General features: G+C 55.8%; 24 protein-coding genes. 9 read left to right on the top strand and 15 right to left on the bottom strand.

Translation table 11 applies throughout. The features are described from left to right. Positions 1 to 60: 60 nt before the first annotated feature. The 3 genes from IPM21_05810 to mqnC all read right to left on the bottom strand — a co-directional run bounded on the left by IPM21_05810 (position 61) and on the right by mqnC (position 2,680). Complete coding sequence (locus tag IPM21_05810; GenBank protein ID MBK9163421.1) at positions 61 to 447, bottom strand: hypothetical protein; 387 nt, start codon at positions 445 to 447, stop codon at positions 61 to 63. A 100-nt stretch (positions 448 to 547) separates the two neighbouring features. Continuing rightward, a complete protein-coding gene (locus tag IPM21_05805; GenBank protein ID MBK9163420.1) occupies positions 548 to 1,351 on the bottom strand; it encodes a hypothetical protein in 804 nt (267 codons plus the stop codon). A 159-nt stretch (positions 1,352 to 1,510) separates the two neighbouring features. After that, positions 1,511 to 2,680, bottom strand: a complete 1,170-nt coding sequence (mqnC, locus tag IPM21_05800) for a dehypoxanthine futalosine cyclase (GenBank protein MBK9163419.1) — start codon at positions 2,678 to 2,680, stop codon at positions 1,511 to 1,513. A 121-nt stretch (positions 2,681 to 2,801) separates the two neighbouring features. Between mqnC and IPM21_05795 the strand changes: the two genes are divergently transcribed. Next, positions 2,802 to 3,329, top strand: coding sequence for a DUF1905 domain-containing protein (locus tag IPM21_05795; GenBank protein MBK9163418.1), 528 nt, complete (start codon positions 2,802 to 2,804; stop codon positions 3,327 to 3,329). Between the two features lie 260 nt (positions 3,330 to 3,589). Here the strand turns inward: IPM21_05795 and IPM21_05790 are convergent, their stop codons facing one another. Both IPM21_05790 and IPM21_05785 read right to left on the bottom strand, forming a co-directional pair. Continuing rightward, a complete protein-coding gene (locus IPM21_05790; protein MBK9163417.1) occupies positions 3,590 to 4,438 on the bottom strand; it encodes a menaquinone biosynthesis protein in 849 nt (282 codons plus the stop codon). Continuing rightward, positions 4,416 to 4,703 carry an N-acetyltransferase gene (locus IPM21_05785; protein ID MBK9163416.1) on the bottom strand — a complete coding sequence of 96 codons (288 nt, stop codon included), beginning with the start codon at positions 4,701 to 4,703 and terminating at the stop codon, positions 4,416 to 4,418. Before IPM21_05785 ends, IPM21_05790 begins: the two co-directional genes overlap by 23 nt. Positions 4,704 to 4,773: 70 nt before the next feature. On the opposite strand from IPM21_05785, the gene IPM21_05780 reads away from it, so the two are divergent. From IPM21_05780 to IPM21_05770, 3 genes are read left to right on the top strand one after another with little or no spacing between them, the layout of a single operon-like run. Further along, a complete protein-coding gene (locus tag IPM21_05780) occupies positions 4,774 to 5,409 on the top strand; it encodes a cyclase family protein (GenBank protein ID MBK9163415.1) in 636 nt (211 codons plus the stop codon). Positions 5,410 to 5,432: 23 nt separating this feature from the next. After that, entirely contained in the window at positions 5,433 to 5,798 is a 366-nt protein-coding gene (locus IPM21_05775) for an MGMT family protein (GenBank protein ID MBK9163414.1), read from the top strand. Then, entirely contained in the window at positions 5,795 to 6,124 is a 330-nt protein-coding gene (locus tag IPM21_05770) for a hypothetical protein (protein ID MBK9163413.1), read from the top strand. Before IPM21_05775 ends, IPM21_05770 begins: the two co-directional genes overlap by 4 nt. Here the strand turns inward: IPM21_05770 and IPM21_05765 are convergent, their stop codons facing one another. Next, a complete protein-coding gene (locus IPM21_05765; GenBank protein MBK9163412.1) occupies positions 6,125 to 6,994 on the bottom strand; it encodes an NAD(+)/NADH kinase in 870 nt (289 codons plus the stop codon). 184 nt (positions 6,995 to 7,178) lie between these two features. Here IPM21_05765 and IPM21_05760 point away from each other — a divergent pair, with 184 nt between their 5' ends. Beyond that, entirely contained in the window at positions 7,179 to 9,191 is a 2,013-nt protein-coding gene (locus IPM21_05760; protein MBK9163411.1) for a peptidyl-prolyl cis-trans isomerase, read from the top strand. A gap of 54 nt (positions 9,192 to 9,245) precedes the next feature. Here IPM21_05760 and IPM21_05755 read toward each other — a convergent pair whose 3' ends face one another. Beyond that, complete coding sequence (locus IPM21_05755; protein ID MBK9163410.1) at positions 9,246 to 10,679, bottom strand: DASS family sodium-coupled anion symporter; 1,434 nt, start codon at positions 10,677 to 10,679, stop codon at positions 9,246 to 9,248. Between the two features lie 66 nt (positions 10,680 to 10,745). Next, the gene (locus IPM21_05750) at positions 10,746 to 12,428 is read right to left on the bottom strand and encodes an alanine:cation symporter family protein (GenBank protein ID MBK9163409.1); all 1,683 of its coding nucleotides are present in this window, start codon (positions 12,426 to 12,428) and stop codon (positions 10,746 to 10,748) included. A gap of 165 nt (positions 12,429 to 12,593) precedes the next feature. Between IPM21_05750 and IPM21_05745 the strand changes: the two genes are divergently transcribed. The 3 genes from IPM21_05745 to IPM21_05735 are packed head-to-tail and all read left to right on the top strand — an operon-like array spanning position 12,594 to position 15,113. Beyond that, positions 12,594 to 14,060 (top strand): amino acid decarboxylase, encoded by a 1,467-nt coding sequence (locus IPM21_05745; protein MBK9163408.1) that lies wholly within the window; start codon positions 12,594 to 12,596, stop codon positions 14,058 to 14,060. 5 nt (positions 14,061 to 14,065) lie between these two features. Further along, positions 14,066 to 14,632, top strand: a complete 567-nt coding sequence (locus IPM21_05740; GenBank protein MBK9163407.1) for a hypothetical protein — start codon at positions 14,066 to 14,068, stop codon at positions 14,630 to 14,632. A 13-nt stretch (positions 14,633 to 14,645) separates the two neighbouring features. After that, positions 14,646 to 15,113, top strand: coding sequence for an SRPBCC family protein (locus IPM21_05735; GenBank protein MBK9163406.1), 468 nt, complete (start codon positions 14,646 to 14,648; stop codon positions 15,111 to 15,113). Positions 15,114 to 15,125: 12 nt separating this feature from the next. Here IPM21_05735 and IPM21_05730 read toward each other — a convergent pair whose 3' ends face one another. Next, positions 15,126 to 16,820, bottom strand: a complete 1,695-nt coding sequence (locus tag IPM21_05730; GenBank protein ID MBK9163405.1) for a M1 family metallopeptidase — start codon at positions 16,818 to 16,820, stop codon at positions 15,126 to 15,128. 77 nt (positions 16,821 to 16,897) lie between these two features. Here IPM21_05730 and IPM21_05725 point away from each other — a divergent pair, with 77 nt between their 5' ends. After that, a complete protein-coding gene (locus tag IPM21_05725; GenBank protein MBK9163404.1) occupies positions 16,898 to 17,548 on the top strand; it encodes a peptidylprolyl isomerase in 651 nt (216 codons plus the stop codon). Positions 17,549 to 17,553: 5 nt separating this feature from the next. Here the strand turns inward: IPM21_05725 and IPM21_05720 are convergent, their stop codons facing one another. The 6 genes from IPM21_05720 to IPM21_05695 all read right to left on the bottom strand — a co-directional run bounded on the left by IPM21_05720 (position 17,554) and on the right by IPM21_05695 (position 23,714). Then, on the bottom strand, positions 17,554 to 17,871 hold the full coding sequence (locus tag IPM21_05720; GenBank protein ID MBK9163403.1) for a tetratricopeptide repeat protein: 318 nt from the start codon (positions 17,869 to 17,871) through the stop codon (positions 17,554 to 17,556). Between the two features lie 173 nt (positions 17,872 to 18,044). Further along, a complete protein-coding gene (locus tag IPM21_05715; protein MBK9163402.1) occupies positions 18,045 to 18,968 on the bottom strand; it encodes a radical SAM protein in 924 nt (307 codons plus the stop codon). A 147-nt stretch (positions 18,969 to 19,115) separates the two neighbouring features. After that, complete coding sequence (locus tag IPM21_05710; GenBank protein MBK9163401.1) at positions 19,116 to 19,661, bottom strand: GNAT family N-acetyltransferase; 546 nt, start codon at positions 19,659 to 19,661, stop codon at positions 19,116 to 19,118. A 62-nt stretch (positions 19,662 to 19,723) separates the two neighbouring features. Continuing rightward, positions 19,724 to 20,212: a hypothetical protein gene (locus IPM21_05705; GenBank protein ID MBK9163400.1), complete on the bottom strand. Its 489-nt coding sequence runs from the start codon at positions 20,210 to 20,212 to the stop codon at positions 19,724 to 19,726. Positions 20,213 to 20,252: 40 nt separating this feature from the next. Continuing rightward, complete coding sequence (locus tag IPM21_05700; GenBank protein ID MBK9163399.1) at positions 20,253 to 21,410, bottom strand: acyl-CoA dehydrogenase; 1,158 nt, start codon at positions 21,408 to 21,410, stop codon at positions 20,253 to 20,255. A gap of 114 nt (positions 21,411 to 21,524) precedes the next feature. Next, on the bottom strand, positions 21,525 to 23,714 hold the full coding sequence (locus IPM21_05695; GenBank protein ID MBK9163398.1) for a winged helix-turn-helix domain-containing protein: 2,190 nt from the start codon (positions 23,712 to 23,714) through the stop codon (positions 21,525 to 21,527). Positions 23,715 to 23,845: the final 131 nt, after the last annotated feature.

The raw sequence follows: 23,845 nt of genomic DNA, 5'->3' as shown, positions 1-23,845 counted from the left end.
TACCTTGATCGAATAAAAATAAGTTTCAAGAGAGTTTTCGGAAGGTGAGGGATAGTGGATTCATCGATCGGTCGAGTGTTTCTGGAAGCGGTACATAACTTCCCAAACCCCATGGAGCGAATGAAGGTAATCGTTTCCTGCGGTTCCGAGCGATGAACCGACAGAGCCTTTGAAATTATCGTAGTCGGTTTCTCCAGCAAGGGCGGCGGCAACACGGACCCATTTTGGTTTATCGACAAACAATCGGCAGGCGTAATCGGTATCTTTCGTTACTATGATCTCGGCGTCGCCAAGTTCATCGGGAAAACGGGATTTCAGTGCTTCGAGGTGCTCGGCGAGGCGGGCTCGCACCATCATCCGGTCCGGGTCAACCGGCATCCGATGCGAGCCATCGCCCTGCCGGGCACAAACGACGCTGAAAAATCCGTATTTAGTAAATAACCACATAATTGGGCGAGTCAATCAGCAATCGCATCGCTCCATCGTTCGGGCCGCTGCGGTTTCGCCTAGCGGAGGCGGTCGGAGTTATGACGGTTCGCGATGTCTGCTAAAAAAGGGTTTTCCAACTGCCATCCACGAAGATCAATTCGAAATGACTGTTCTCAGGAAGAATGACAACGGCTAGGTTTCCGCGAACTACCACGCGTTTGACGCCCGGGATCACTTTCTTCAACTCGGTGCCGGTACTCTTTATAGACTTCGACGCGTTTGCCCCCAATGCCGCGACATGCTTCCTGAGGTTTCGAATTGCTCTTTCAGAACTATGTTTTTCGAACTCCGCAATATCCGCCTTAACCAGTGCGCCTGCTATCGTGCTCAACGCTTTGATCTGCGGACTATTAAGGACGTCGTTCCCTTTCATGTCTGCTGTGACAGCGGGGATAGGATTAACGAATGCATCTATTTCAAATATGAAATTCGCATTCGGATATTCCGGGAAATTCTGAAAAGAATCATCGTTGAATTCGAAGGAACCCTTTACCCTATCCGCAGCGAACTCAAAGTTTTTGATCGTTACCCGGTCCGTAACTTTCTGCAACGAACTGGGCATCAGCACAGTCAGGTCCACCTCGCTGAGATTTTTGGGGTCGAATCGAAGCAAAATTCCTTCCACTTCGCCCCACTTTGCAAGATCGCCAACAGGAAGGAAATTAATGCCATATAGCGAATCAAGCGGAACCTTACGGTCGGTTATCAGAATTCGGAGTTCGGTCGGATAGTGAAGGAGGCCCTCAGCATTGTCATGCAACAATGCATACACGTGTCTTACAGGTATTGCTCTGCCCTTTATTGTGAGAGTACCCGACACGCGATCAGCACCGAGGGCGAAGGATGTCGAAACAAAGAACAACAGGACCGACATCAACAAGAGACGACATAGCATACGAGTATCCTCCGATAATTTACCAATTGACGTTGGTAACGTTGCTACTTAGGTAGCCGTTACGTTAACACAAAAACGTGACGGATGATTTGCAGTTCATTTGCCACTTGCTCTAACTAGTTAAGTTTAATCGGCGAATGCGACGGTTAGTTGTTTGAGTTTTAGTGAGTCGCTTTGGTCGAGGCTGTCGACGTCCGGGCGGTTGATGTAGTTGTAGAGAATGTCGCGTTGCTGCGGAATGAAGCCGGCTTCGCGTATCTGGTAGCGGAGGTCGCGTTCGTTGGCTTCGTTATGGGCACCGGCGGCGGAGACGACGTTTTCTTCGATCATGATCGAGCCCATATCGTCGGCACCAAAGCGGAGTGCGACCTGGCCGAGGCGTATTCCCTGCGTTAGCCACGAGGACTGGATGTGCTGAACGTTATCGAGGAAAAGCCGAGAGACCGATAGCATTTTCAGGTAATCGATGCCGGTCGGTTCCTCGGTGATCTTGCGGCCAAGAGCGGTGTTTTCGCGTTGGAATGTCCACGGGATAAAGGCCGTAAATTCGCCGTAGTTCGGGTCGATCGCTTTATTCGCAAGTGCCTCGTCCTGAACCTGGCGAATGCGTTCGAGGTGGCGGACGCGGTGTTCGACGCGGTCGCCGATGCCGAACATCATCGTTGCGGTCGAGATCATTCCGACCTTGTGGACGGCACGCATGACGTCTAGCCATTCCTGGGTCGTGCACTTGGTCGAGACGCGTTTGCGGACCTCGTCGTCGAGTATCTCGCCGCCGCCACCGGGCATTGAATTCAGGCCCGCTGACTTCATCCGCCGAAGTATAGTTTCGTAATCGAGCTTTGAAATGAGCGAGATGTTATGAATCTCCGGCGGTGAGAAGCAGTGGAGCTGAAAGTTCGGGTATTTCGCGTGCAGCGTCGAGAGCAGGTCCTCGTACCACTCGATGTTAAAGTCCGGGTGCAGCCCGCCCTGCATGAGCACGCCGGTTCCGCCGAGCGCGATGGTCTCGTCGATCCGGCTGCAGATCTCCTCGATCGAATGAACATAAGTCTCCGGCTTTCCGGGCCGCCGATAGAACGCGCAAAAGGTGCAGACGACGTTGCAGACGTTTGTGTAATTGATGTTGCGGTCGATGATGTAGGTGACCACATCGTCCGGGTTCTTCCGCGTGCGGATCTCGTCCGCGGCTGCACCGATGCGGGCAATGTCGTACGACTCAAGAAGTGCGGTGCAGTCATCGGCCGTAAGCCGCTCGCCCGCAAGTGCCTTGTCAAGAATTGGCTGGATGCTCATTTCAGTTCCCAATTTCGAATTCGCTTTGCAGTTGCCGCCGGTTTCGGCGAGAATGTCGCAATCGCGGAAAGCAAAGCCAGACCCGAAACCATATTGTAGCAAACTGCGAACTTCAACTCCGATGCCGAAAGCCCCCGCAAAAGCGAAATTCAAAGCAGAGCTGACGTCCGATCCGCCGGGTTCCGGCTGGCATTTCATAGTGGTCGAGAGCAAAATGGGCGAGCGGTTCCCGAAGGATGGCGGCTCGCGGCGGGTAATTTGCTCGATCAACGGCCACGAGGGCTTTCAATGCGCGCTTATGCCCTCGGGTGGAGCGTTCTACATAATGGTCAGCAAGGAAAAGCGTGCCCGCTTCGACATCGCGGCCGGCGATACGATAGCGGTCGAGCTCCGGCAGGACACGAGCGAATTTGGCGCGCCGATGCCGGAAGAGCTTGAAGAAGTGATGAACCAGGACCCCGAAGGCCGACGCATGTTTGACGCACTGACCGCCGGCGGCAAACGCTCGATGCTCTATTTCATCGGCAAGATAAAGGACGTCGACCGCCGAATCCACACCGCTCTCATATTTATGGAGCACCTCAAGAAGAACGAAGGAAAGCTCAACCGGCTTGAACTCTCCAAGGACCTCAAACGCCCGATCGTTTAGACTCGTTTCTGCAATTTTTCGTCTATTTTGCGTCTTTAAATCTAGAGAGGCGGCGAAAACGAAATCTGCAATAGAAAAAGCGGTGATACGAATTTCCGGAATAATACGCGATAGATATTGGATAGAGTTTTTATAAAGGACGCAACAAAGCAATGGAAAATCGGGAACAACAGATCGGGACGACAGACCTTGGCCTTTTGGTCTTTGTGGCGGTCTCGGCGTGGGTTTTGATATTTTACTCGGGCATTTTTTAAGCGGTTTCAAGTAAACTTGAGCGGCCTGCGATCCGTCGTCAGGCCGTGTTTTTTTGCCAGGTCCAGATAAAGCGTCAGGCCTTCCTCCATCTCCTCGCTAACCGAATAAGAAATATTTTTGCTTAAATAGGCTTTCATCGCTTCAGCCGTGAGCCCGATCTCGCCCGCGTAGTTTGCGGCGATCTCGTCGAGATGCTCAAGTCCCTCGTCGCGGGCGGCGGCGAGGTCAACAGAAAGCTCTTCGTGCCGTGTCATCCACATTGCAAAAACAAAACCGAGTCCGGTGTACTTTCTCCACAGCTCGACGAGGTCGAAGACGCGAAAGCTCTGCCCACTGCCTTCAACGCCGGACGAAATTGCCAATGCAGGATCGCCGATGAGCAGGGCTGCGTCTGAAACAGAGAGCATTGCGTCGATATCGGGCGGCGCGTCGCGCCATTCGGGTTCGCGGCCAAGGAATTCACGGAAGATGATCTTGGTCAGGGCGACGCTCGTTCGCGATGAGACATCGAGCGAGATGCTACGGACGTCCTCGAGTTCGCCGCCGCGGGTCACAATGCAAACGCTCCGGACGCTCTCTTTTGCCCCGACACAAACGCCCGGAACAAGACGAACGCCCTCGATGAACTGCGATGCGATGACCGGAACGAGCGCCGCATGAACCCGTCCCTGCGAGAGCAGCTCGGCGGAACGTGCCGGCGCATTATCAAGTATCAGCTCGACACTGCCGCGGCCGCGGCCATAGAGAAACGACCACACGAGCGGTGCGGTGTTCGAATAGCTTGAGGCTGAGATGCGAGGCGTGTTCATGGCAAACGCGGAGCGAAGTGCCCTATCCGCCGAAAACGTCCGCATATTCGGCGTTGCCGTTAAGCTTACGCAGAGCGAACGGGCAGGTGGCGTAGATCTTGAGCCCTTTTTCGCGAGCATAATTCACGGCTTCGGCCAGCAGCTTGTCGCCGACCTTTTGGCCGCGAAGGCTTTCATCGACCTCGGTGTGGTCGATGATGAAGCCCGTTTCGCCGGCGGTAACGTATGTCATTTCGGCGACCCGCTTGCCGTCTTCGCCCTTAATGATAAATGCGCCGCGACCGCCCTTTTCGATCCGCTTGATATCCATAACGATAGTTTCCCGCAAACTCGTATTTGCGCAAAGCGTGCCGCGGCGGAACTTGGGTTAAAATGAACGAATGAAGATCTTCGACGTAACGGTCCCGATCAGCGAGGATGTCCCGATCTACGAGGGCGACCCGCGAGTGCAGATCGAGGCGGTGCTCAAGCTCGCCGATGGCGGTGCGGCGAATGTCTCGCATCTTTGCTTCGGCGCCCATACGGCGACGCACGTTGACGCGCCGAACCACTTTATCGAAGGCACACGAAGGGTTGATGATCTCGAACTTGAGAAGATGATCGGTCCGTGCCGTGTGGTCGGGGTGCCGGATGACGTAATGCTAATAGAGCCTGAGCATCTCGGGCCTCTTGACGGCGTTGAGCGGGTCGTGTTTCGGACTCGAAACTCGGCTTTCTGGAATAACCCGGAGGCAGGGTTTCGGACGGACTTCACCGCGATCTCAGCCGCGACCGCGCGCAAACTTGCTGATGCGGGCGTGAAGTTGGTCGGCATCGATTACCTTTCGATCGAGGCATTCGGCACAGATGGGCATCCGGTGCACATCACGCTACTCGAGAAAGAAATAGTGATCCTCGAGGGGCTCGACCTTCGCGGCATTGAACCGGGCGATTACGACATCGCCTGCCTGCCGCTAAAATACATCGGCGGAACCGGCGATGGAGCCCCAGCGAGAACAGTTTTGATGCGGAGCTAACGCTTTCTTTGCTTTCCTGAACTGTGGGTAGCGGAAACGACAAAAAATATCGCGAGCGGGTTTACGAAATTGTCCGGCGGATACCGCGGGGGCGGGTGATGACGTATGGGCAGATCGCGTCGGTGCTTGGCGAGGGTTATACACCGCGGACGGTCGGTTATGCGATGCACTCGGCGGATGCGGAAAATGTTCCTTGGCAGAGGGTGATAAATTCGCAGGGAAAGTGCTCGACCGGAAGGCTGACGATCCCTTTGAACTTGCAACAACAGATGCTGGAGCAAGAAGGCGTAGAGTTTAACGCCAAAGGCCGGTGCGACCTTAAATTGTACCTACACGAAATCAACGCCCGGAAAGAGAAGACCACCTTGTTGAGCAAAAAGGCCAAATGACCATCGATTTCAACGATTCGCACCTTTTACTAACGGCGGATGGACGCCTTGCGGAGATACTGTGGGAAAGTATCGAGTCGGTCTATGTTTACAAACAGGACCTCGAGATCGTGGACCGAATTGCGACCATCATCAAGATCGACGGTGACCTTGAGGTTGAGATAAATGAAGAGATGGACGGTTGGAAGCCGCTTGTTGATGCATTGCCGGAGTATTTGCCGAACTGCCGCGATTTTGCAGATTGGTTCATGGATGTCGCGTTCCCGGCTTTTGATCCGAAACCGACATTGATCTATAGGCGTTTGAGAGTGGACCAGATCATGTGATCATCGGCCCCATTTCAGTTTGTTTCGGAGAACATCGAAATAGTTACGGTTCGGCGGCTGGACGAGGTTGAAGGTCGTTCGGCTTTTGCGGATCATCACACGGTCGTGCGAGTGCATCGCGTAGCCGATCTGGCCGTCGAGGGTCAGCACAACGCCTTCGTTTTCATTCTGGAGGATGAGTTCGATCTCGGCGTCGTCCGGCATAACGATCGGCCGGTTGGTGAGCGTGAACGGGCAGATCGGCGTCAGGACGACGGCATTCATTGAGGGGAAAACGATCGGCCCGCCGGCGGAAAGGTTATAGGCGGTCGAGCCGGTCGGGGTCGAGACGATCAGGCCGTCAGCGCGGAAAGAGTTGACGTAAAGCCCATTGAGCCGGACCTCGATCTCGATAATTCGAGCGAGAGCAGCCTTGTTGATAACAACATCATTGAGCACGCGGCCTTCGGCAAGCTTCTCATCGCCGCGGCAGTGCTCAGCCCGGAGCATGACGCGGCGGTCGATCTCATAATTGCCCTCAAAGATCGCCTCGAGCGCGATGTGCATCTCTTCGATGCGAAAATCCGTCAAATAACCAAGGCTTCCGTAATTGATGCCGAGCACCAGCGGCTCCGCATCGCCGACCAAACGCGCGGTCGAGATCATCGTTCCATCACCGCCGAGCACGACCATCAGGTCGGCTGTTTCCAGCGACGCGGGCGGTTCGGGCGAGGAAGCGCCGAGAGCTTCGGCAGGGCAGAAGGGCTCGCCCGCAATGGCGATGTCCCTAGCCGCGAGCCATTCGGCGAGCTCGCAGGCAGTCTGCCAAGCCTCGTCATGATTGGGCTTGACGACGATGCCGACGGTTCGAATGGCAGTTGGAGGGTTCATAGGCTCGCGCAGCTAACTGCTAGAGTATTTATGAAACCGCATCAAAAAAGCAATAGGCCCATTTCGGCGGGTGGCAGCCTACGGTTGAAATGCGGGCCTTTTATTGGAATCGGGCCTGTAATTCTGATACGATTTGAGTTTGTCCCTATTTCACGCGTGGAGCGTTCCATTAAGGTAATCACAGATGTTGAAGTTCATTTCCAAGCTTGAGAAGACGCGCAATATCGTCCTCCTGACCTTTGCGGTCGTTATGGTGCTGAGCCTTGTGCTCTTTTATGCGCCGACCCGCACCGACCTGGCCGCAAATCTGACGGCCAGCACTGAAACTGCGGCGACCGTCAGCGGCGAGACCATTACGATAGGCGAGCTTGCCCGCCAGAAGGAAAACTACGCACGGTTCAGCCAGGGCCGGCCGTTCCCGGCGAAGACGCTTCTTGAAAGCCTGATCAGCAGCCGAGTCACCCGGGTTGAGGCAGCCCGGCTTGGGCTGACAGCGTCGGACGCCGAGGTCGCTACTGAGATTCGAAAGGCCTTTAAGCCGGCGGACGGCACGCCCTTCGACCAGGATCGGTACGAGCAGAACGCCGTGCTTCAGTTCGGTAGCGTCCGGGCGCTTGAGGAGAGCATCCGCGATGACCTGAGCGCCGAAAAACTTCGGGCGTTCGTTACCTCCGGCGTGACGGTTTCTGAAGAGGAAGTGCTCAAGGATTATCAGCGGCGGAACACAGAGTTTGATGTTTCGTATCTTGTGGTCAGCCCGGCGGACCTTGCGAAAAGCATCACTCCATCGGACGACGACCTTCGCCAATACTTTGAAAAGAACAAGCAGAGCTATTACATAAGCCAGCCGCAGAAGAAGATAAGGTACGTATTTCTTAATACGGCAAAGATCGGCGAAAAGCTTCCGATCTCTGACGCGGACCTTCGGGCCGAATACGACAAACTGCCGGAAGACAAGCGTATCGCAGGCGTAAGGGGACGCGAGATCGTGCTTCGCGTTGCCAAGCCCGAATTTGACGGTCAGGTCTATGAAAAAGCGACCGGACTTGTTCAGCAACTCCGGCAGGGCGGTGCGGCCGTTTCTGAGCAGGCGTTTGCCGATCTGGCACGGGGGCAGTCAGAGAACCCGGTGAGCTCGGTCAAGGGCGGCGAACTTCCGGGCCCGGTCCGTGAAAACCTTAACAACCCGACTGATCCTTACCAGCAGCTTTTGAAAATGCAGCCGGGCCAGGTCAGCGAACCGATCAGCTATCAGGGACGCTATTTTATTCTCTGGCGTGGCGAGGCGGTGCCGAAGAGCTTTGAAGATGCTCGTCGCGAGCTTGAGGTGAGCCTCCGCAACCGACGTGCTTATGCCGCGGCGGCTGAGCTCTCGAAGACGGTGTCCGATTCGCTTAAACAGAGCAAGGACGTTCAGAAAACGGCACAGGCGTTCGCCGGCCAAGCCAACATGAACGCGGCTGATATGGTCCGCGAAACACCGTTCATAGTTCCGGGCGACAACGTGGACACGGTCGGCGTTTCGCCGCAGTTTGAGGAAGGCATTGCCGGGCTGCAGAACGCGAACGACGTCGGTGACGCAATACCTGTCCCGGAGGGCTTTGCCATCCCGCTTCTGGTCGAAAAGAAAGAGCCGCGGGATGCAGAGTTCGAAGAGGTCCGCAGCAAGCTCGTCGATGTGGTAAAGCTTGAAAAGGCCCGCGAGCAGATCGAGAACATCGCAAAGCAGATCGCCGGCGGAGCAAACTCTGCCGATGGCCTTGCGGCCGCGGCCTCGGGCCAGAACCTGACAGCTCAAGAAAGCAAGAGCTTCATCCTCGGTTCGCCGCTTGGCGATGGTCCCGCGGCTTCGACCAGCGAACAGCTTGAGGACGCCATCTACGGCCTGCGGGCGGGCGAGGTGACGAAAGAGCCGATAAAGATCGGTGAGAATTATTACATCGTCGGTGTAAAGAGCCGGGAAGAGGCGAATATGGAAGAATTTGCGAAGCAGCGGGATACGCTGACCGAGCAGATGCTTACACGCAAGCGTGGCGAATTGTTCTCGGAATATCTTGCCGCGACTCGGCGGAAGATGGACGAAGCGGGCCGCATCGTAATTTACGAAGATGCCATCTCCAAGATCGATGCCGCCGATGCGGCGACAGCCCCTCCAACGGGCATGCCGCAGATGCCGCTCAACATCCCGACTAACTAGTTGGGAGCTTAGCTCAATGACGCGGGGCCGGGATATCTTCCCGGCCTCTTTTTTCTACCACCAGCCGAGAAGCTTCCACCAGGCGACTCCGACCGTTCCCCAGATAATGATGTTGACCACCGAAGCGACGAAGCCGATCTTCCACCAGGTTTGCAGCGAGACATACCCGGTGCCGAAGTAGATCGGTGCGGGTGTCGTTCCGTAATGCGTTAGACCGGCGTTGAGGTTCGAGAAATAGGCGAGCAGCAACACGGCAAGCCCGGCAGGGGCACCAACGGTGAGCGTAACCGCGACGAACGGGACGAACATCGCGAGGACGTGGGCCGTTATCGAAGCAAAAAGATAGTGCGTATAGAAATAAACAAGGGCGAGCAATGCAAGGGCCGCGACCCAGGTCATTCCGGAAGTGTAGCCGCCCATTGACTCGGCAAAGACCTTCGTCAGGCCGGTGTTGCTGAGTTGTGCGGCCATGTTAACCAACCCGCCGTACCAGATAAAGACGGACCAGGCGTTGTGCTCGCCCATTAGGTCCTTCCAATCGATGACCTTCGCGATAAGCAGGCCGCAGATGCCGGCCATCGCCACAATAGCGGTGTCAATGCTGTGAAGATGGTCCTTTGTCGTCCACATCACGACCACGCCGACGAGGACGGCAAGCATCAGCCATTCGCCGCGTTTGACCTTGCCGAGCTTGTCCAGCTCTTCTCGGGCGAAACGCTCCGCCTCAGGGGTTTCCTTGATCTCCGGCGGCGACATCCGAGAGACCAGATAAGGCACCGCAATGAGCGAGAGAATGGCCGGCACGATCGCGGCGGCGAACCATCCGAGATAGCCGATCTGAATACCGGCATTCTTCTGGACCAGGTCGGCGATGATGATGTTCGAGGCCTGGCCGGTGATGAAGGTCGCGCAGATGATGACGTCCGCCTGATAGAGCAGCGACATCAGGTATGTGCCGAGCCGGCCGGCAGTGCCATCCTCGGGCCTTGAATCGTACGTCTCGCAAATGCTTCGGGCGATCGGCAAGATCACACCGCCATTGCGGGCGGCGTTTGAAGGGATCATCGAGGCGAGGACGAAGTCGGTGCCGATCAGTGCGTAGCTGAGTCCGACGGTGCGGCGGCCCATGAGCCTGATGAAAAGAAGTGCGATGCGGCGGCCGAGCCCGGTTTTTATCATCCCGACCGAGAGAAAAAAGGCCGAAAGCACAAGCCAGACGACCGGCTCGGCATAACCCTTTAACGCATCGGTGGGCTTCAGGGCACCAAATAGAACGGTCGCGATCACGCCGAGCAGGACCATTGCGCTTCCTGTCAGCGGCTGAACTATCGAGCCGACGATGGTCGCGATAAAGACGGCGAAAAGCGTCCAGGCCTCGGGCGCAATTCCCTCCGGCGGCGGAAAGGCATAGACCACGAGGCCGGAAGCGATAGTTACCAACCACCGCCAAAGTGTCCTTCGAGTATTTGCTGTGGGTTCGTCCGACATTCCTTTTGCGAAAGAGGCCACCTCACACGAAATGAGATGGCCTCTTGTTCTGACTTAACGAACTTACTACGACGACTTTCCGATCGCCTTCAGGTATCGGTTCAGTTCTTCACGCACACGCGGGAAGAGGAGCAGAAGCCCGATCATGTTCGGGAAGACCATCGCCAGGATCATCGCGTCGGAGAACGCGAGGACCGAGCCAAGCGAGGCTGCCGCACCGATGACCACAAAGATGCAGAAGAGCACCTTGAACGAAAGGTCGGCAGCGGCCGAACGCCCGAACAGGTATTTCCACGATTGAAGGCCATAGTACGACCAGGAGATCATCGTCGAGAACGCGAAGAGGACGATCGCTACCGTCAGCACGGCGTTAAAGCCGGGCAGTACGTCATTGTAGGCCCGGGCTGTAAGGTCAACGCCGTCAACGGCCTGTCCGCCGATCATTACGCTGGTTCCGCCGTACTGGAAATAGCCGTCCATATTAAAGAGAACGATGACGATCGCGGTCATTGTACAGATAACGACCGTGTCGATGAAGGGCTCGAGAAGTGCGACGAGGCCTTCGCTGGCCGGGTATTTTGTCCGAACGGCCGAGTGAGCGATAGCGGCCGAGCCGGCTCCTGCCTCGTTCGAGAACGCTGCACGCCGGAAGCCCTGAATGATAACGCCTGCAATACCTCCGACGCCTGCTTCGGGCGTGAACGCGCCCGAGATGATCACGCCGATCGCTGCCGGTATCTCAGAGAAATGGGCGAGTATAATGACCAGCGAGGCGAGGATATAGATTATCGCCATCAGCGGGACAAGCTTGTCGGTCACCTTGGCGATGCGTTTGATGCCGCCGATGATGACGACCGCGACAAGAATGGCCATGATAATGCCGATCACGGTCCGGGTCGCACCGCCCTCAAGGCCGAGAATAGTTGTCAGCTGGGTTGTCGCTTGATTTGCCTGGAATGCGTTTCCGCCGCCGAACGATCCACCGACGCAGAAGATCGCAAAGATAATGGCAAGCACCTTGCCGAGCCCGCCAAGGCCCTTCTCCGAAAGCCCGCGAGAGAGGTAATACATCGGGCCGCCGTGGACGGTGCCGTCCTTGTCGATGTCGCGATATTTTACGCCGAGCGTACACTCGACGAATTTCGAGGACATTCCCAAAAGACCGGCGATGATCATCCAGAAGGTTGCTCCCGGGCCGCCGATGCCGACGGCGATCGCGACTCCGGCGATGTTGCCGAGGCCAACGGTACCCGAGACGGCCGTGGCAAGGGCCTGGAAGTGATTTACCTCGCCGTGGTGGCCTTCGTCCTTGATGGTCTCCGGAATGTCGCCATCGACGGTTAGGATCTCTGATTTCTCGATGTGCGGTTCCTTGTGTTCAGCATCGCCGGCCATCTCGATGTCGTCGTATTTACCGCGGACGACATTGAGAGCCAGCGGGAATCTGCGAATGTTCACAAAGCCGAACGTTAAGGTGAAAAACAAAGCGCCGCCGATCAAGAGGTATAGAACGATCGGAAGATTAAAGGGAGTAGGTAACGGAGCCTCGTAAAAAACGGTTGCTTCCCAACAATTGGCTACGGGACGAAACGCCTGATCGATCCGTTCATCAATGCCCAGGGCTTGTTGGTTTGCGGGCGGTGGAACATCCCAGCAACGCCTGGGTTCTGCCTCTTGGGCAAAGCCAATGATAGGAAAAACAACAACTGCAAAAAGGTAGAGTGCAAGTTTCGAGACTTTGTGAACCATTTTCACCTCAAGGATCAACAGAATTAGATTTTCGATTTATGTCGCTGCGGTTTGATACGCCGCCATTTGGGGTCAGGTTTTGTTCGTTGCATTGTATAATCGGCTTTTCTGATTTACAAGCGAAGATTTAACATCGAAGTTTCCAGACCGATCGAGCGACTTATCATGAGCGAGAGCAAGCACAACTTACTCGGCGATATGCCGGCGGATGAATTTCTTGCGGCGGGCGGACGCGTCATTGACTTTATCAACGACTATTTCGACCAGCTCGAACAGCTCCCGGTGCTTGCCCGTACCGAGCCCGGCCGCTTGGCAGACGAGCTTCCTACAGAAGCACCCGAGGCGGGCGAGAGCTTTGAGGCGATCATCGCAGATGTCGAGAAGCTGATACTTCCGGCGGTCACGAATTGGAACCACCCGAACTTCCACGGCCTTTTTTCAACATCGTCCTCGGGCCCGGGCATTCTCGGCGAAGCGCTTTCGGCAGCGTTTGATATGAAGTCGATGCTCTGGCGGACGGCTCCGGCCTCGACGGAACTTGAGGACGTAACGCTTGGCTGGCTTCGGCAAATGCTCGGGCTGCCCGCGGAATTTGAGGGCATCATTTACGACACGGCTTCGGTCTCAACAATGCACGCGATCGCCGCCGCACGCGAGCGGGCCGGGCTCAACATCCGCGAGCTCGGGATGAGCGGCCGGCCGGACCTGCCGCTACTGTGCGTTTACGCGAGCGAGCATGTCCATTCCTCAATAGATAAGGCATGCATCGCACTCGGGCTCGGGACGCGAAGCCTGAGACGGATCGGGTGCAATGAGCGGTTCGAGATGCGGGCAGATGAACTTCGGCGAGCGATCGAGGAAGACATCGCCGCGGGCCATCGGCCGATCTGCGTGATACCGACGATCGGGACGACTTCATCCACGAGCGTCGATCCGGTCGGTGAGATCGCCGACATCGCAGAGGAGTTTGGGCTTTGGATGCACGTAGATGCGGCCTATGCCGGGCCGGCGGCGGTGCTCGAAGAGAAGCGGCATTTCTTTGCGGGCTGGGAGCGTGCCGATTCGATCGTGCTGAACCCGCACAAATGGCTCTTTACGCCCTTTGACCTCTCGGCGTTCTATTGCCGCGATATGGCATCGCTCAAGGCCGCGTTTTCGCTCGTGCCCGAATATCTCCGGACCAGCGAGCAGACGACGGTGAAGAACGGGATGGACTACGGCATCCAGCTTGGCCGCCGGTTCCGCTCGCTGAAACTCTGGTTCGTGCTGCGGTACTTCGGCCACCGGGGCATCGAGGCCCGCATTCGCGAGCACTGCCGGCTTGCCGAGCTTTTTGCTTCGTGGATAGAGGAAAGCGGCGACTTCGAGCTTCTCGCACCGGTCACTTTTGCACTTGTGTGTTTCAGGGCTTGCCCGCCGGGCGTTGAGGACCTCGACGCCTTCAACGAACGGCTGATGAACGACATCAACGCATCGGGCGAAGCTTATATCTCGCACACAAAGCTCGATGGAAAGATCGCACTTCGCGTCTCGATCGGCAGCATTCGCGTCGAAGAACGGCACATCGAAAAGGTCTGGCGTTTGCTTAATAAAGGTATAGGATCCGGAAAACTGGCCGAGGACAACGATTGAACATTATGAAACGAATATCTAGGGTCGCTCTATTCTTAAGCATCACCGCTGGGATGCTGCTTTTTGCTGATGAAGCCGTTGCCCAGCACTGCCCGTTCGACGGCGGCAATATGGTCGTAGTAGAGCTCACCGATGCTGACGGTAGGCCAATGTTCGGCTCTGCGGCCGAACTGACGCTGCAGGAGATCGACAACCCCGAGGCCGATTCTTGCCAGTACACAAAAGGCCTGCTCTCGCGTTCATTTCTCGCTCCGTCGGACGCCTTTCAGCAACGGTACTCGCGACAGGGATTTGATTCCTTCAGCCGCTACTGCGAGAACTGTGCATTTAACACCTTTGGGTTCTATGCAGTCGTCCTCGGCCAAAGTGAGCGGTCATGTAGTTTGAAAAACGAGCCTGATTTCGAGCACCGCTGGGTAACACGAAAATTCGAGATCAGATTTAGCCGCGAAGGCGCCGAGCAAAAGATCGCGGTACCGGCGGACAGGATCTACAGCATGTGCACCGGCCAAGGCGAATGGTCGCGTTTTGAGCCGATAAAGCTCCGGCTTACCGAAACTGCAAAACCATAGGTTAAATTGAGTAATGCGATTTGAAAAAGAGACCGTTATAAAAGCGATGCCGGAGCGGGTCTTTTCGTTTCATGAACTGCCCGATGCCTTTGAGCGGCTGGTGCCGCCGTGGGAAGACGCGAAGATCGTTCAGAAGGCGGATATCTCAGAGATCGGTTCGCGGGCGATACTTGAGCAAAAGATCTTTGGGCTCATCCCGTCGCGTTGGGTGGCCGAGCATACGGCTTACGACCCGCCGAGAATGTTCGAGGACGTGCAGATCTCGGGGCCATTCGCCAAATGGCGGCATCGGCACATCATCGAGCCGCACGAGGACGGTGCCGTGCTTCGCGACGAGATAGAGTTTGAGCCGCCGATGAGCATAATCGGCGATCTCGCGGCCCCGCTTTTCATCCTGCCGCGGATCAAGAAGATGTTCGACTATCGCCACCGCGTCACGAAAGAATGGTGCGAGAGCGAGACCGGCCAGGAAATACCCTGACCGGCCGTTTCGTCATTCGGCTTTTAAGATCCAGCCTTTCGGATCCAGGTTGTATTTTGCACCGCCAACCCGAACAGAACCACGGCCATTCTTCATCTCGACACGCTGGATCTTGCCGTTGATCTCGACCTCAACAGGCATTGAAAACGGCAGGTTATTAGGGGTTTCCCAGCTGAGCGAAAGTGTTTCTCGTAGCGGGCCGCCGGAGATATCGCCAACCAGTCTCGGCAGTTTCGGCTGGCGGAGATAGACCTCAAAGAACCAGTCGAGCTTCATCCCGGATTCCTTTTCCGCGATCTTCAGAAAATCGTCAGTATCGACAAGCCGAGTTTGCCGGCCATCGGTCATCCGCTCCATCGCGGGCGTCGGGTATGCCATCTTGCGAAGCGAGCGGAAGAAGGCGTCGTCGCCGATCAGGTAACGAAGCGTGTGGAGGACGACGGCTCCCTTACCATAAATGTCGCCGTCGCTCTGAATATAATCCGGTCCGGCGAGATAAACCTCATAGGCAAACTTCGCTTCGCGGGGTGCGACCGGCTGAATATTCCGCGTCCGTCGTGCCCGGCCTTTCATCGATGCAAAATAGGCGTCCTTTTTGCCGATGTGCTCGAGGTAGAGCGAGTCCATAAAGGACTGAAACCCTTCGTGTATCCAAAAGTCTTTCCAGTCGCGGGCTGTGACGAGATTTGCCCACCATTCGTGGCCGAGCTCGTGGAGCTGAAGCCAATCGAAACCGTGCTCGTTGGTTTGAAACTTGTTGCCGTAGGCGAGCATCGTCGAATGCTCCATGCCGAGGTGCGGCGTTTCGGCCGTGCCAAGCTTCTGCGAGCGGAAAGGATACGGCCCGAGATACTTCTCGTAAAACTCGACGTACTTTTTCGTCTCCGCGATGAGCTTTGCACCCTTGTCGTAGCTCTCGGGCAAAATGTAAAACTCGATCGGGATGGTGCCGCCGGCAACGCTTGGCATCGAGTCTTTGATAACGCGATACGGAGCGGCGTTGAAGACGATCGAGTAGTTCGGGATCGGGTTCGTCATTAGCCAGTAGTAGGTCGTGGTGCCATCGTCGTTCTTCACCGTTTCCTTCAGCTTTCCGGGGCCGGCGACGACGAGCGGGTCGGGAACGGTGATCCGCATCGCGACCTGGTCGGCCTTGTCAGATGGATGATCTTTTATCGGAAAATAGAGATCGGCTCCGTCGTTCTGCAATGCGACCGAGACCCAGTCGGCACCGCTCGGCGTTTTCTCCCACATAAAGCCGCCGACCCATGGCGGATTTGGAGCGACCCTCGGGCGGCCGGAATAGGTGATGATGGTCTCAAATGCCTCGCCGGCACGCTTTGCCGCCGGAAAAGTGATGCGTATCTTGCCGTCCTTGTGCTCATAACGCAGCCCGCCCTGGCGGTCGCGCTCACTGGACTCGCCAAAGATACGGTCGATCTTCATCGCGTCGTCAAGATGCAGAATGATCTCGGTCGCAGGCTTGACCATCTTTGCGGTCATAACCGATGTGCCGGTGATCCACTTGTTCTTGGGGTCGATCCGCAATGAGACATCGTAGGTCAGGACGTCAAAGACGGCCTGCTCGGCGAGCAGCGGCCCGCCCGTCTCTGTCGGCCGAGCGCCAAGATCACGCTGGGCAAAACCCGAAAGCGAAAACGCAACTAAAAGAAGAAAGACCGAGAAGGTCAGGCGGCGATTTATCATTGTTAACTCCTACGACGGCAAATATGGCGTTCGATACACTTTACACCCGATTCGGTTTTGGCGGAAAATCGTTATCCATGAGGATGATCCAACTTTTGATGCTGACCGCTGCACTTTCTCTTGCCGCAAGCTCGCAGACGCCGCCGGAGAAAGAACCGGCAAAGGCCAATTCGCGGCCCGCGGAGCAGCAAAAGAGGGCAGAGCCCTTTGACGGGGCGGACGTAGCGACGATGGCGAAGAAATGCGTTACGCTCGACACGGAGGCCGGCGTCATCATCGCAGAGATGTATCCGGAACACGCCCCGGAGAGCGTCCGCAGCTTCCTGAACATAGCCGAACTCGGCTACCTGAACACAACGACCTTCGACCGCGTCGTGCCGGGTTTTGTCATCCAGGGCGGCAACTTTTGGACCCGCGAGGGCGGAGTGACATTTGAGATCGGCTCGCGGGGCCGGCGAACGCTGCCGGACGAACCGAACAAGGTGCTCCACACCCGCGGAATTCTCTCAATGGCCCGCGGCGAAGAGGCGAACACCGCCACGACGAACTTCTTCATCCTCGTCGGGGACGCCCCGCACCTCGATGGCTCCTTCGCTGCCTTCGGAAAGGTCACCAAGGGTATGGATGTCGTCGACGCGATAAACGGCGCGAAGCTCGAAGGCGAGAAGCCCGAAAAGCCTGTAAGGATAAAGACCGCGACCGTCTCGCCTTGTTCGTCAGGAAGTTAGCCGGTTTAATCGGCGAGATCGATGTCGAGTGTCATTCTATATTCGTTTGCCATCGATGGGTGGCCGTGGGCCATTGCGACCTCGATGCCTTTGGTGTAGGCCTCGATCGCTTTTTCGCGTTGGCCGGTGGCGAGATATGCCTGGGCGAGTGTGCCATAGGCGTTGCCCTCGTCGTCGGCCTTGGCAAGATAACTTTCGAGCATGGCGATCACTTTCGGGTGCTCGCCCGCCTTCTCATATTCCTTCGCAAGCCCGAACATCACCATCGTGTTTTCCGGGTCGGCCGCAAGCATCTGTTCAAAGACTTCGATACGGTTCTGCATTCTTCAATTCTAACAGGATGCACAGGATTATCAGGATGTTTTATCGCATTCCGCATGGTGTCTTTCCCCTTTAGCTCCGATCTCAAAAGAGCGACTGCTGTGCCGGTGCCGCCTCGGGCTCCTGTTTCTGCGGAGCTTCGTGCTGTTTGAGGCCTAGGCGTTTGGCGTGAAACTCAAAGAGTTTTACGGTGACATCCCATTGCTCGGTGCGGCCGGTCATCCGCTCTTTGTAGCTGCGATGGCGGAGGCTCCCGCCGCGTTCGCGGTGCATTGTGTTGATGATCTTGCGGACGCGGGTTTCCGGGCAAGCGTTCGTTCATTTTCTGGACAAAGTATTGCTCGATCGAATCGGTATCAATGTGCAGCATCGACATAAAAGCCCGGCGGGCACCGCACTCCTTGGCACGCTCAAGCAGGCCGGGAATGTCAGATTCGTTGTAACCGGGGATCACGGGTGCGATGCCGATGCCGGTCGTGATGCCCTCGTCCGAAAGCGTTTTCATCGCACGGAAGCGTGCCTCGGGGACGGGCGTATAGGGCTCAAAGGGGTTCGACCGCTCTTTCGTAAGAAACGGCAGCGAGAAAAAGACCGAGACCTTTGAGAGGCGTTTGAGGACGTCGAGGTCGCGGGTGACGAGCGGCGATTTTGTGACGATCGCGACCGGCACGCGAAACTCGGCACAGACCTCAAGACACTGGCGGGTCAGCTTATATTCAGCCTCAAGCGGCAGATACGGGTCGGTCGCGAATGAGAAATCAAGATGCGGCATCTTGTCGCGGGATCTTTTCAGCTCCTCGCGAAGAAGCTGCGGGGCGTTGGGCTTGACGACGATCTTTGTCTCAAAATCCGTGCCGGCACCATAGCCGAGATATTCGTGATACTGCCGGGCAAAGCAATATGTGCAGCCATGGACGCAGCCGCGGTAGCAGTTTACCGTGTAGCGAAAACCGCCTTCCCAATCCGAGGCAAAGGCCTTTGTGATGATCTTCTTGGTCGAGGTCTCTTCAAAGACCTCAAGCTTTGTCGGCGGCGGCTCGCCGACATACTCCGCCGAATAGCGGTCATAGGGATTAGGTGGGTTCGTGACCTGTCGCACAGATGCAACATTATCGCACCTGTAAAGAAAAGGCAATATTCACCACGGAGTCACAGAGAACACAGAGGAAATAAGGATCGGGTGAGGCGTTCGAACCCGTTTCGAACAAAGAGTTTTGTGCGAAGTGACACTGATCGAAAAAAAATCTTACTCTGTGCCCTCTGCGTCTCTGTGGTGAATTTCTTTCTGCATTAGGAGATCGGTTTGCGGGTCGGAGCCTAGTAAGAAGACGTGCGACCCGACGAAGCGGAAGCCGTTCTTTTCGTAGAACCGCTGAGCCCGCGGGTTGTATTCCCAAACGCCGAGCCACATCACATCGCAACCGAGTTCGCGTGCGGTGGTGAAGCACTCGTCCATCAGCGCCTGCCCGACGCCCTTTCCAAGAAACTGCTGGTGTGAATAAAGCCGGTTGAGCTCGATCGGCCGTTCGGCGGTGATCCCATCTTCGATCGCACCAACGGTCATCTTTGCATACCCTGCAAGCTCGCCGCCGATCTCCGCGAGCAGAAAGATATTCTTCGGGTCGGCAAGCTCCGCCGCGGCCGTCTCGCGGCTGAAAGCCTCAGCCATATACGCCGCCATATCCTCCGGCGCATTCTTCGGATGCTCATGAAACGCATCCCAAAAAGTGACGCGAGCAAGCTCGGTCAGGGACTCGGTGTCGTCTAAGGTGGCTTGGCGAATCGATATCAAAGCAACAAAGTTTGGCGTTCTAATTTGGCTATGTACACTTTTAGCGTCAATGAATTCTCGAACTATTTCAATTCCCATCTTGAGACTGAATCTTCAATCAACGACAGGCGATTCTTATGAGCAGGCGAGAGATTATAACGAGCTTCATAAACACCGTCAGTGTCCTCGTCCAGAAATAGATACTCCGTCACTGCTGCCGAATAATCGCGGAACTGGCCACGAAATGACAGGATCACGCATTCGCCGCCGACCGCGAATCTTCTGTCGTTAAGGGTATAGGAGAAGAGAGTGATAAATTCACAATGCAAACCGTTTCCGATCTCGATCGGAATAGTCGGCTTTAATTCCCTCAATTCGAACTGTGTTTCATCGATGTCGTATTCGCGGACCTTGATGACTGAAGATCGCAGCACTTCCAAGGAGTCGACAACGGGGACCTCCCATCCATTTACCTTCTCAGTTCGCTCGGGCGAACGATGTTTGGAATGCGATTGGCCGAAGGCGGCTGAAACCGCAGTCAGAAAAATTAGAAGGTGAAGTATGGTTCGCATAGGTTCAAGAACCCCGGTCAATTCGGCCACCCATATTTGCCTACTTCCCGCTCATGATCAGCTTCGCGATCGTTTGGAGCTGCATGTTCGAGGTGCCCTCGTAGATGGAGCCGATCTTTGAGTCGCGCCAGTATTTTTCTACCGGGTAATCCTTTACGTAGCCGTAGCCGCCGAAGAGTTCGATGGCCTTTGAGGCGACGGCTTCGGCGCAACGCGAGGAATAAAGCTTCGCGATGGCGGCTTCTTTGATGAAGGGCTTGCCGGCGTCCTTGAGACGGGCGGCGTTATAGACAAGCAGGCGGGTGGCCTCGATCTCGACGGCCATCTCGGCAAGCTGGAACTGCACGGCCTGGAAGTTGTTGATCGATTGGCCAAACTGCTCGCGTTCGGTGGTATATTTCAGCGCAGCTTCGTATGCCCCTTGGGCGATGCCGAGCATCTGGGCGCCGATGCCGATGCGGCCTTCGTTGAGCGTTTCGATCGAGACCTTATAGCCCTTGCCGACCTCGCCGAGCACATTCTCTTTCGGCACCTTGCAGCCATCGAGGATCAGTTCCGTGGTCGAGGAAGCCCGAATGCCGAGCTTGTCTTCCTTCTTTCCGACCGAAAAACCTTCAAAGCCCTTCTCAACGATGAACGCCGTAATGCCCTTGTAGCCCGCGGCCGGGTCGACGGTGGCGAAGAGGATGAAGATCTCGGCTTCGTTGCCGTTGGTGATCCAAAGCTTCTGGCCGGTGAGCTCGTAGTGGCCGCCCTTATCGACGGCACGGGTCGTCAGCGCGAAAGCATCAGAACCCGACGCAGCTTCGCTCAATGCATAGGCGCCCACGCGCCCTTCTGCAAGCTGCGGCAGGTACTTTTTCTTCTGATCGTCGCTCGCCCAACGCATGAAGGCGTTGGTGACGAGTGTGTTATGAACGTCAACGAACACCGAAACGCTGGCATCGACGCGAGCAAGTTCTTCGATCGCGACGATCGCGTTAAAGATGGTCGAGCCGGCACCGCCGTATTCCTCCGGCGATTCGATGGCCATAAGCCCGAGCTCAAAGCATTGCTTGATAATGCCCGCGTCGAGCTTGCTGTTGTGCTCCATTTCTTCGACCTTCGGGCGGATCTCGCCCTCGGCAAATTCACGAACGGAAGCACGGAAAAGTTCTTCTTCTTCTGAAAGTGTCGTCAAACCATTGCTCGTGGCCATTTGTGCGGCGGCAGTAGAATTCATATTAAATAACCTCTTTCGAATTAAGTTTTATAGAGACGATTTTACAGTAAATGCCGGCAAATCGCATTCTTATGATCCGACGGCTAGATCCTACGGCAGGTCGATAAGTATAAGGTCGGAGGAATATCCTCCGCGGGCGACCACGGCATGCGTTCCGGCCATCGACCAATCAAAATTATAGATCCGCTCGCCACTTACGGTTATTATGACCTCAGGTTCCTGGTCCGGCTGCTTTATGCTCTGCCGGACGATCGACGAATCACGGATGTAATCAAAGCTTTCGCCGGTGGCGGAAAATCGGATGAGGGCACGCGGGGAGCGAATTCGGAAAGTCTCCATTCGTTCGGGGTTGGCAAGGTCGATGAGCCCGATCCTGATTGGCACGTTCGAAAAATCATCTGTATCCGGTGTCTCTTCCTCGTTGGTCTTGTAGGCGAAGGCGAGCCATTTGCCGTCGAGCGAAGTTTGAAAGAAGTGCTGCGGAGAAAAGTCCCTGATCTCGCGAATCGTTTCTACTGACATATCGGTCAACGATATTCTCCGTATCTCGCTGCCTTTGCTTAAACGGGCGAGGAAGTAAAGATGCTTTTCGTCATGCGAGAGCGCCGGATACCAATGTGATTCGCCACCCTCGGCATTGGTGATCTGAGTCTGCTTTTTGCCGTCCTGGCCGATTCGCCAGATGCTTTCCGACCCGGTTCGGTTAGAAGAAACGTATAAGTGTTCGCCATTTACGGTCGCCGTGACCTGAGAGTTTCTCGACCCGTTGTTCTCAGTAAGCCTGACCTGACTGCCGTCGGAGATCGCGACCGACCATAGGTCGCGGTCAACGGTTGCACGGCCGTCAAATATGATCCTGTTCTCGGTAGCAAATTTCAGGTCACCGAGCCCGTAGTGTCCATATTTTCCTGTCGTCAATGGCCTTTCGTCTTCGCGTCCGTTCGCAGTCATCAGCCAGAGGTTTGAGGTCAAATTCCTTACCTCGGTGACGACCTTGCGGCCATCGCGGGAAAGTGAAACGCCTTCATAAAGATTAAGGTCGTTGGTGACGCGCGTTACGGTTCCGGACGGATACGCAACCCGAAAAAGCTGGCGGCCTTTTTCGGGCTCCTTCGAAAGCGCCAGGATCGACGTTCCGTCCGGGGTCCATGCCATGTGGAATAGCTTTTGAAGCTCCGTGCGGATCGCTCTGGACTCACCGGTCGTTGCGTCGATCGTGGTAATTTCCGACCGCTCACCGGATCTCGGTCGTTTGATCACCGAGAGTAATTTGCTGTCCGGCGACCACGCCGGAGGGACAAGAATGAAGAACATCTCCGGCGATCGAAGTTCCGCGATGACGCGTTCGTCCCCGGTCTTTAGGTTTTTGATGATCAACCGATCAATATTTGCCTTAGTGTCTTCCCGAAAAAAGGCCAGGAACTGCCCGTCGGGCGAGAGGCCGAACGCTCCCCAAACATCGGAGACGACCTCGGTCGGCACACCACCGAAGACCGGAACACGATAAACGATCCGTCCGGAGCGCCAGAGTCCGCGGGCGCGGAAGAAAAGTTCGCTTCCATCAGCCGAGAATTCCAGTTGTGATGGCACTACGTTGCCGTCGATCTTGATCTCGACAATGCCGCCGGACGCGACATCCATCAGTTTTGCAGACGGGCGGCCTCCGCTTCGGTCAAGAAAGGCGACCAATTTGCCGTCCGGTGAGATGGTCGGCGAAGATGCTTCACCAGTATCCGTCAAGCTTCTCAAGCTGACGGTCGTTTCGGTGGGCATGCTTTTCGCCAGATCGGACCGGTAAAAGGCGAAGGCTGCGGCAATACACCACACCGATACTATGCCCGCGACTGCGAGAAACCGCCGCAAGTGCGAAACCTCACTTTTCTCACGCGGAGCAACCGCAGGTGTAGGCGGGGCATGCAATTGAGCCTCGGGCCGGTCGGTCACGGATCCATCCGGCAGTTCGCGAACAATGACCTTCTTGACGAACTTGTATCCACGCCGCGGAACCGTCTCTATGAATTTTTCGTTTCGGCCGAGCACCTGCCGGAGCGTATAGACGTTTTGCGAAAGATTGCTCTCCTCTATAAAAGAACCAGCCCAAACCTGGTCGAGCATCTCTTCCTTACTTACGGTCGAACCCGCATTCTTGACCAGCAAAAGCAGCGTGTCGAATACCTTGGGCGGCAGCTGAACGACGGCATCACCGCGCCAAAGATTTCGTTCGCGCTCATTCAGAGTAAAATCCCCGAATTCGTATAAGTTGTTGGAAACGTTAGACATCTAGATTCTCAATTTCTTCTTGAGAAAAAATTGACGCTGTCCTAAAGACTTAGTTTGCAGGTCTTGGTTAAGTTTACCTTCAAACAGGTGACGATCTCGTAGTGTCTAGATGATAACCGCTCGGCCATTGT

It is taken from the genome of Acidobacteriota bacterium (genome assembly GCA_016716435.1).
Taxonomy (GTDB): domain Bacteria; phylum Acidobacteriota; class Blastocatellia; order Pyrinomonadales; family Pyrinomonadaceae; genus OLB17.
The sequence above is the reverse complement of the archived record's forward strand: the minus strand, read 5'-3'. Positions and strand labels throughout refer to the sequence as shown.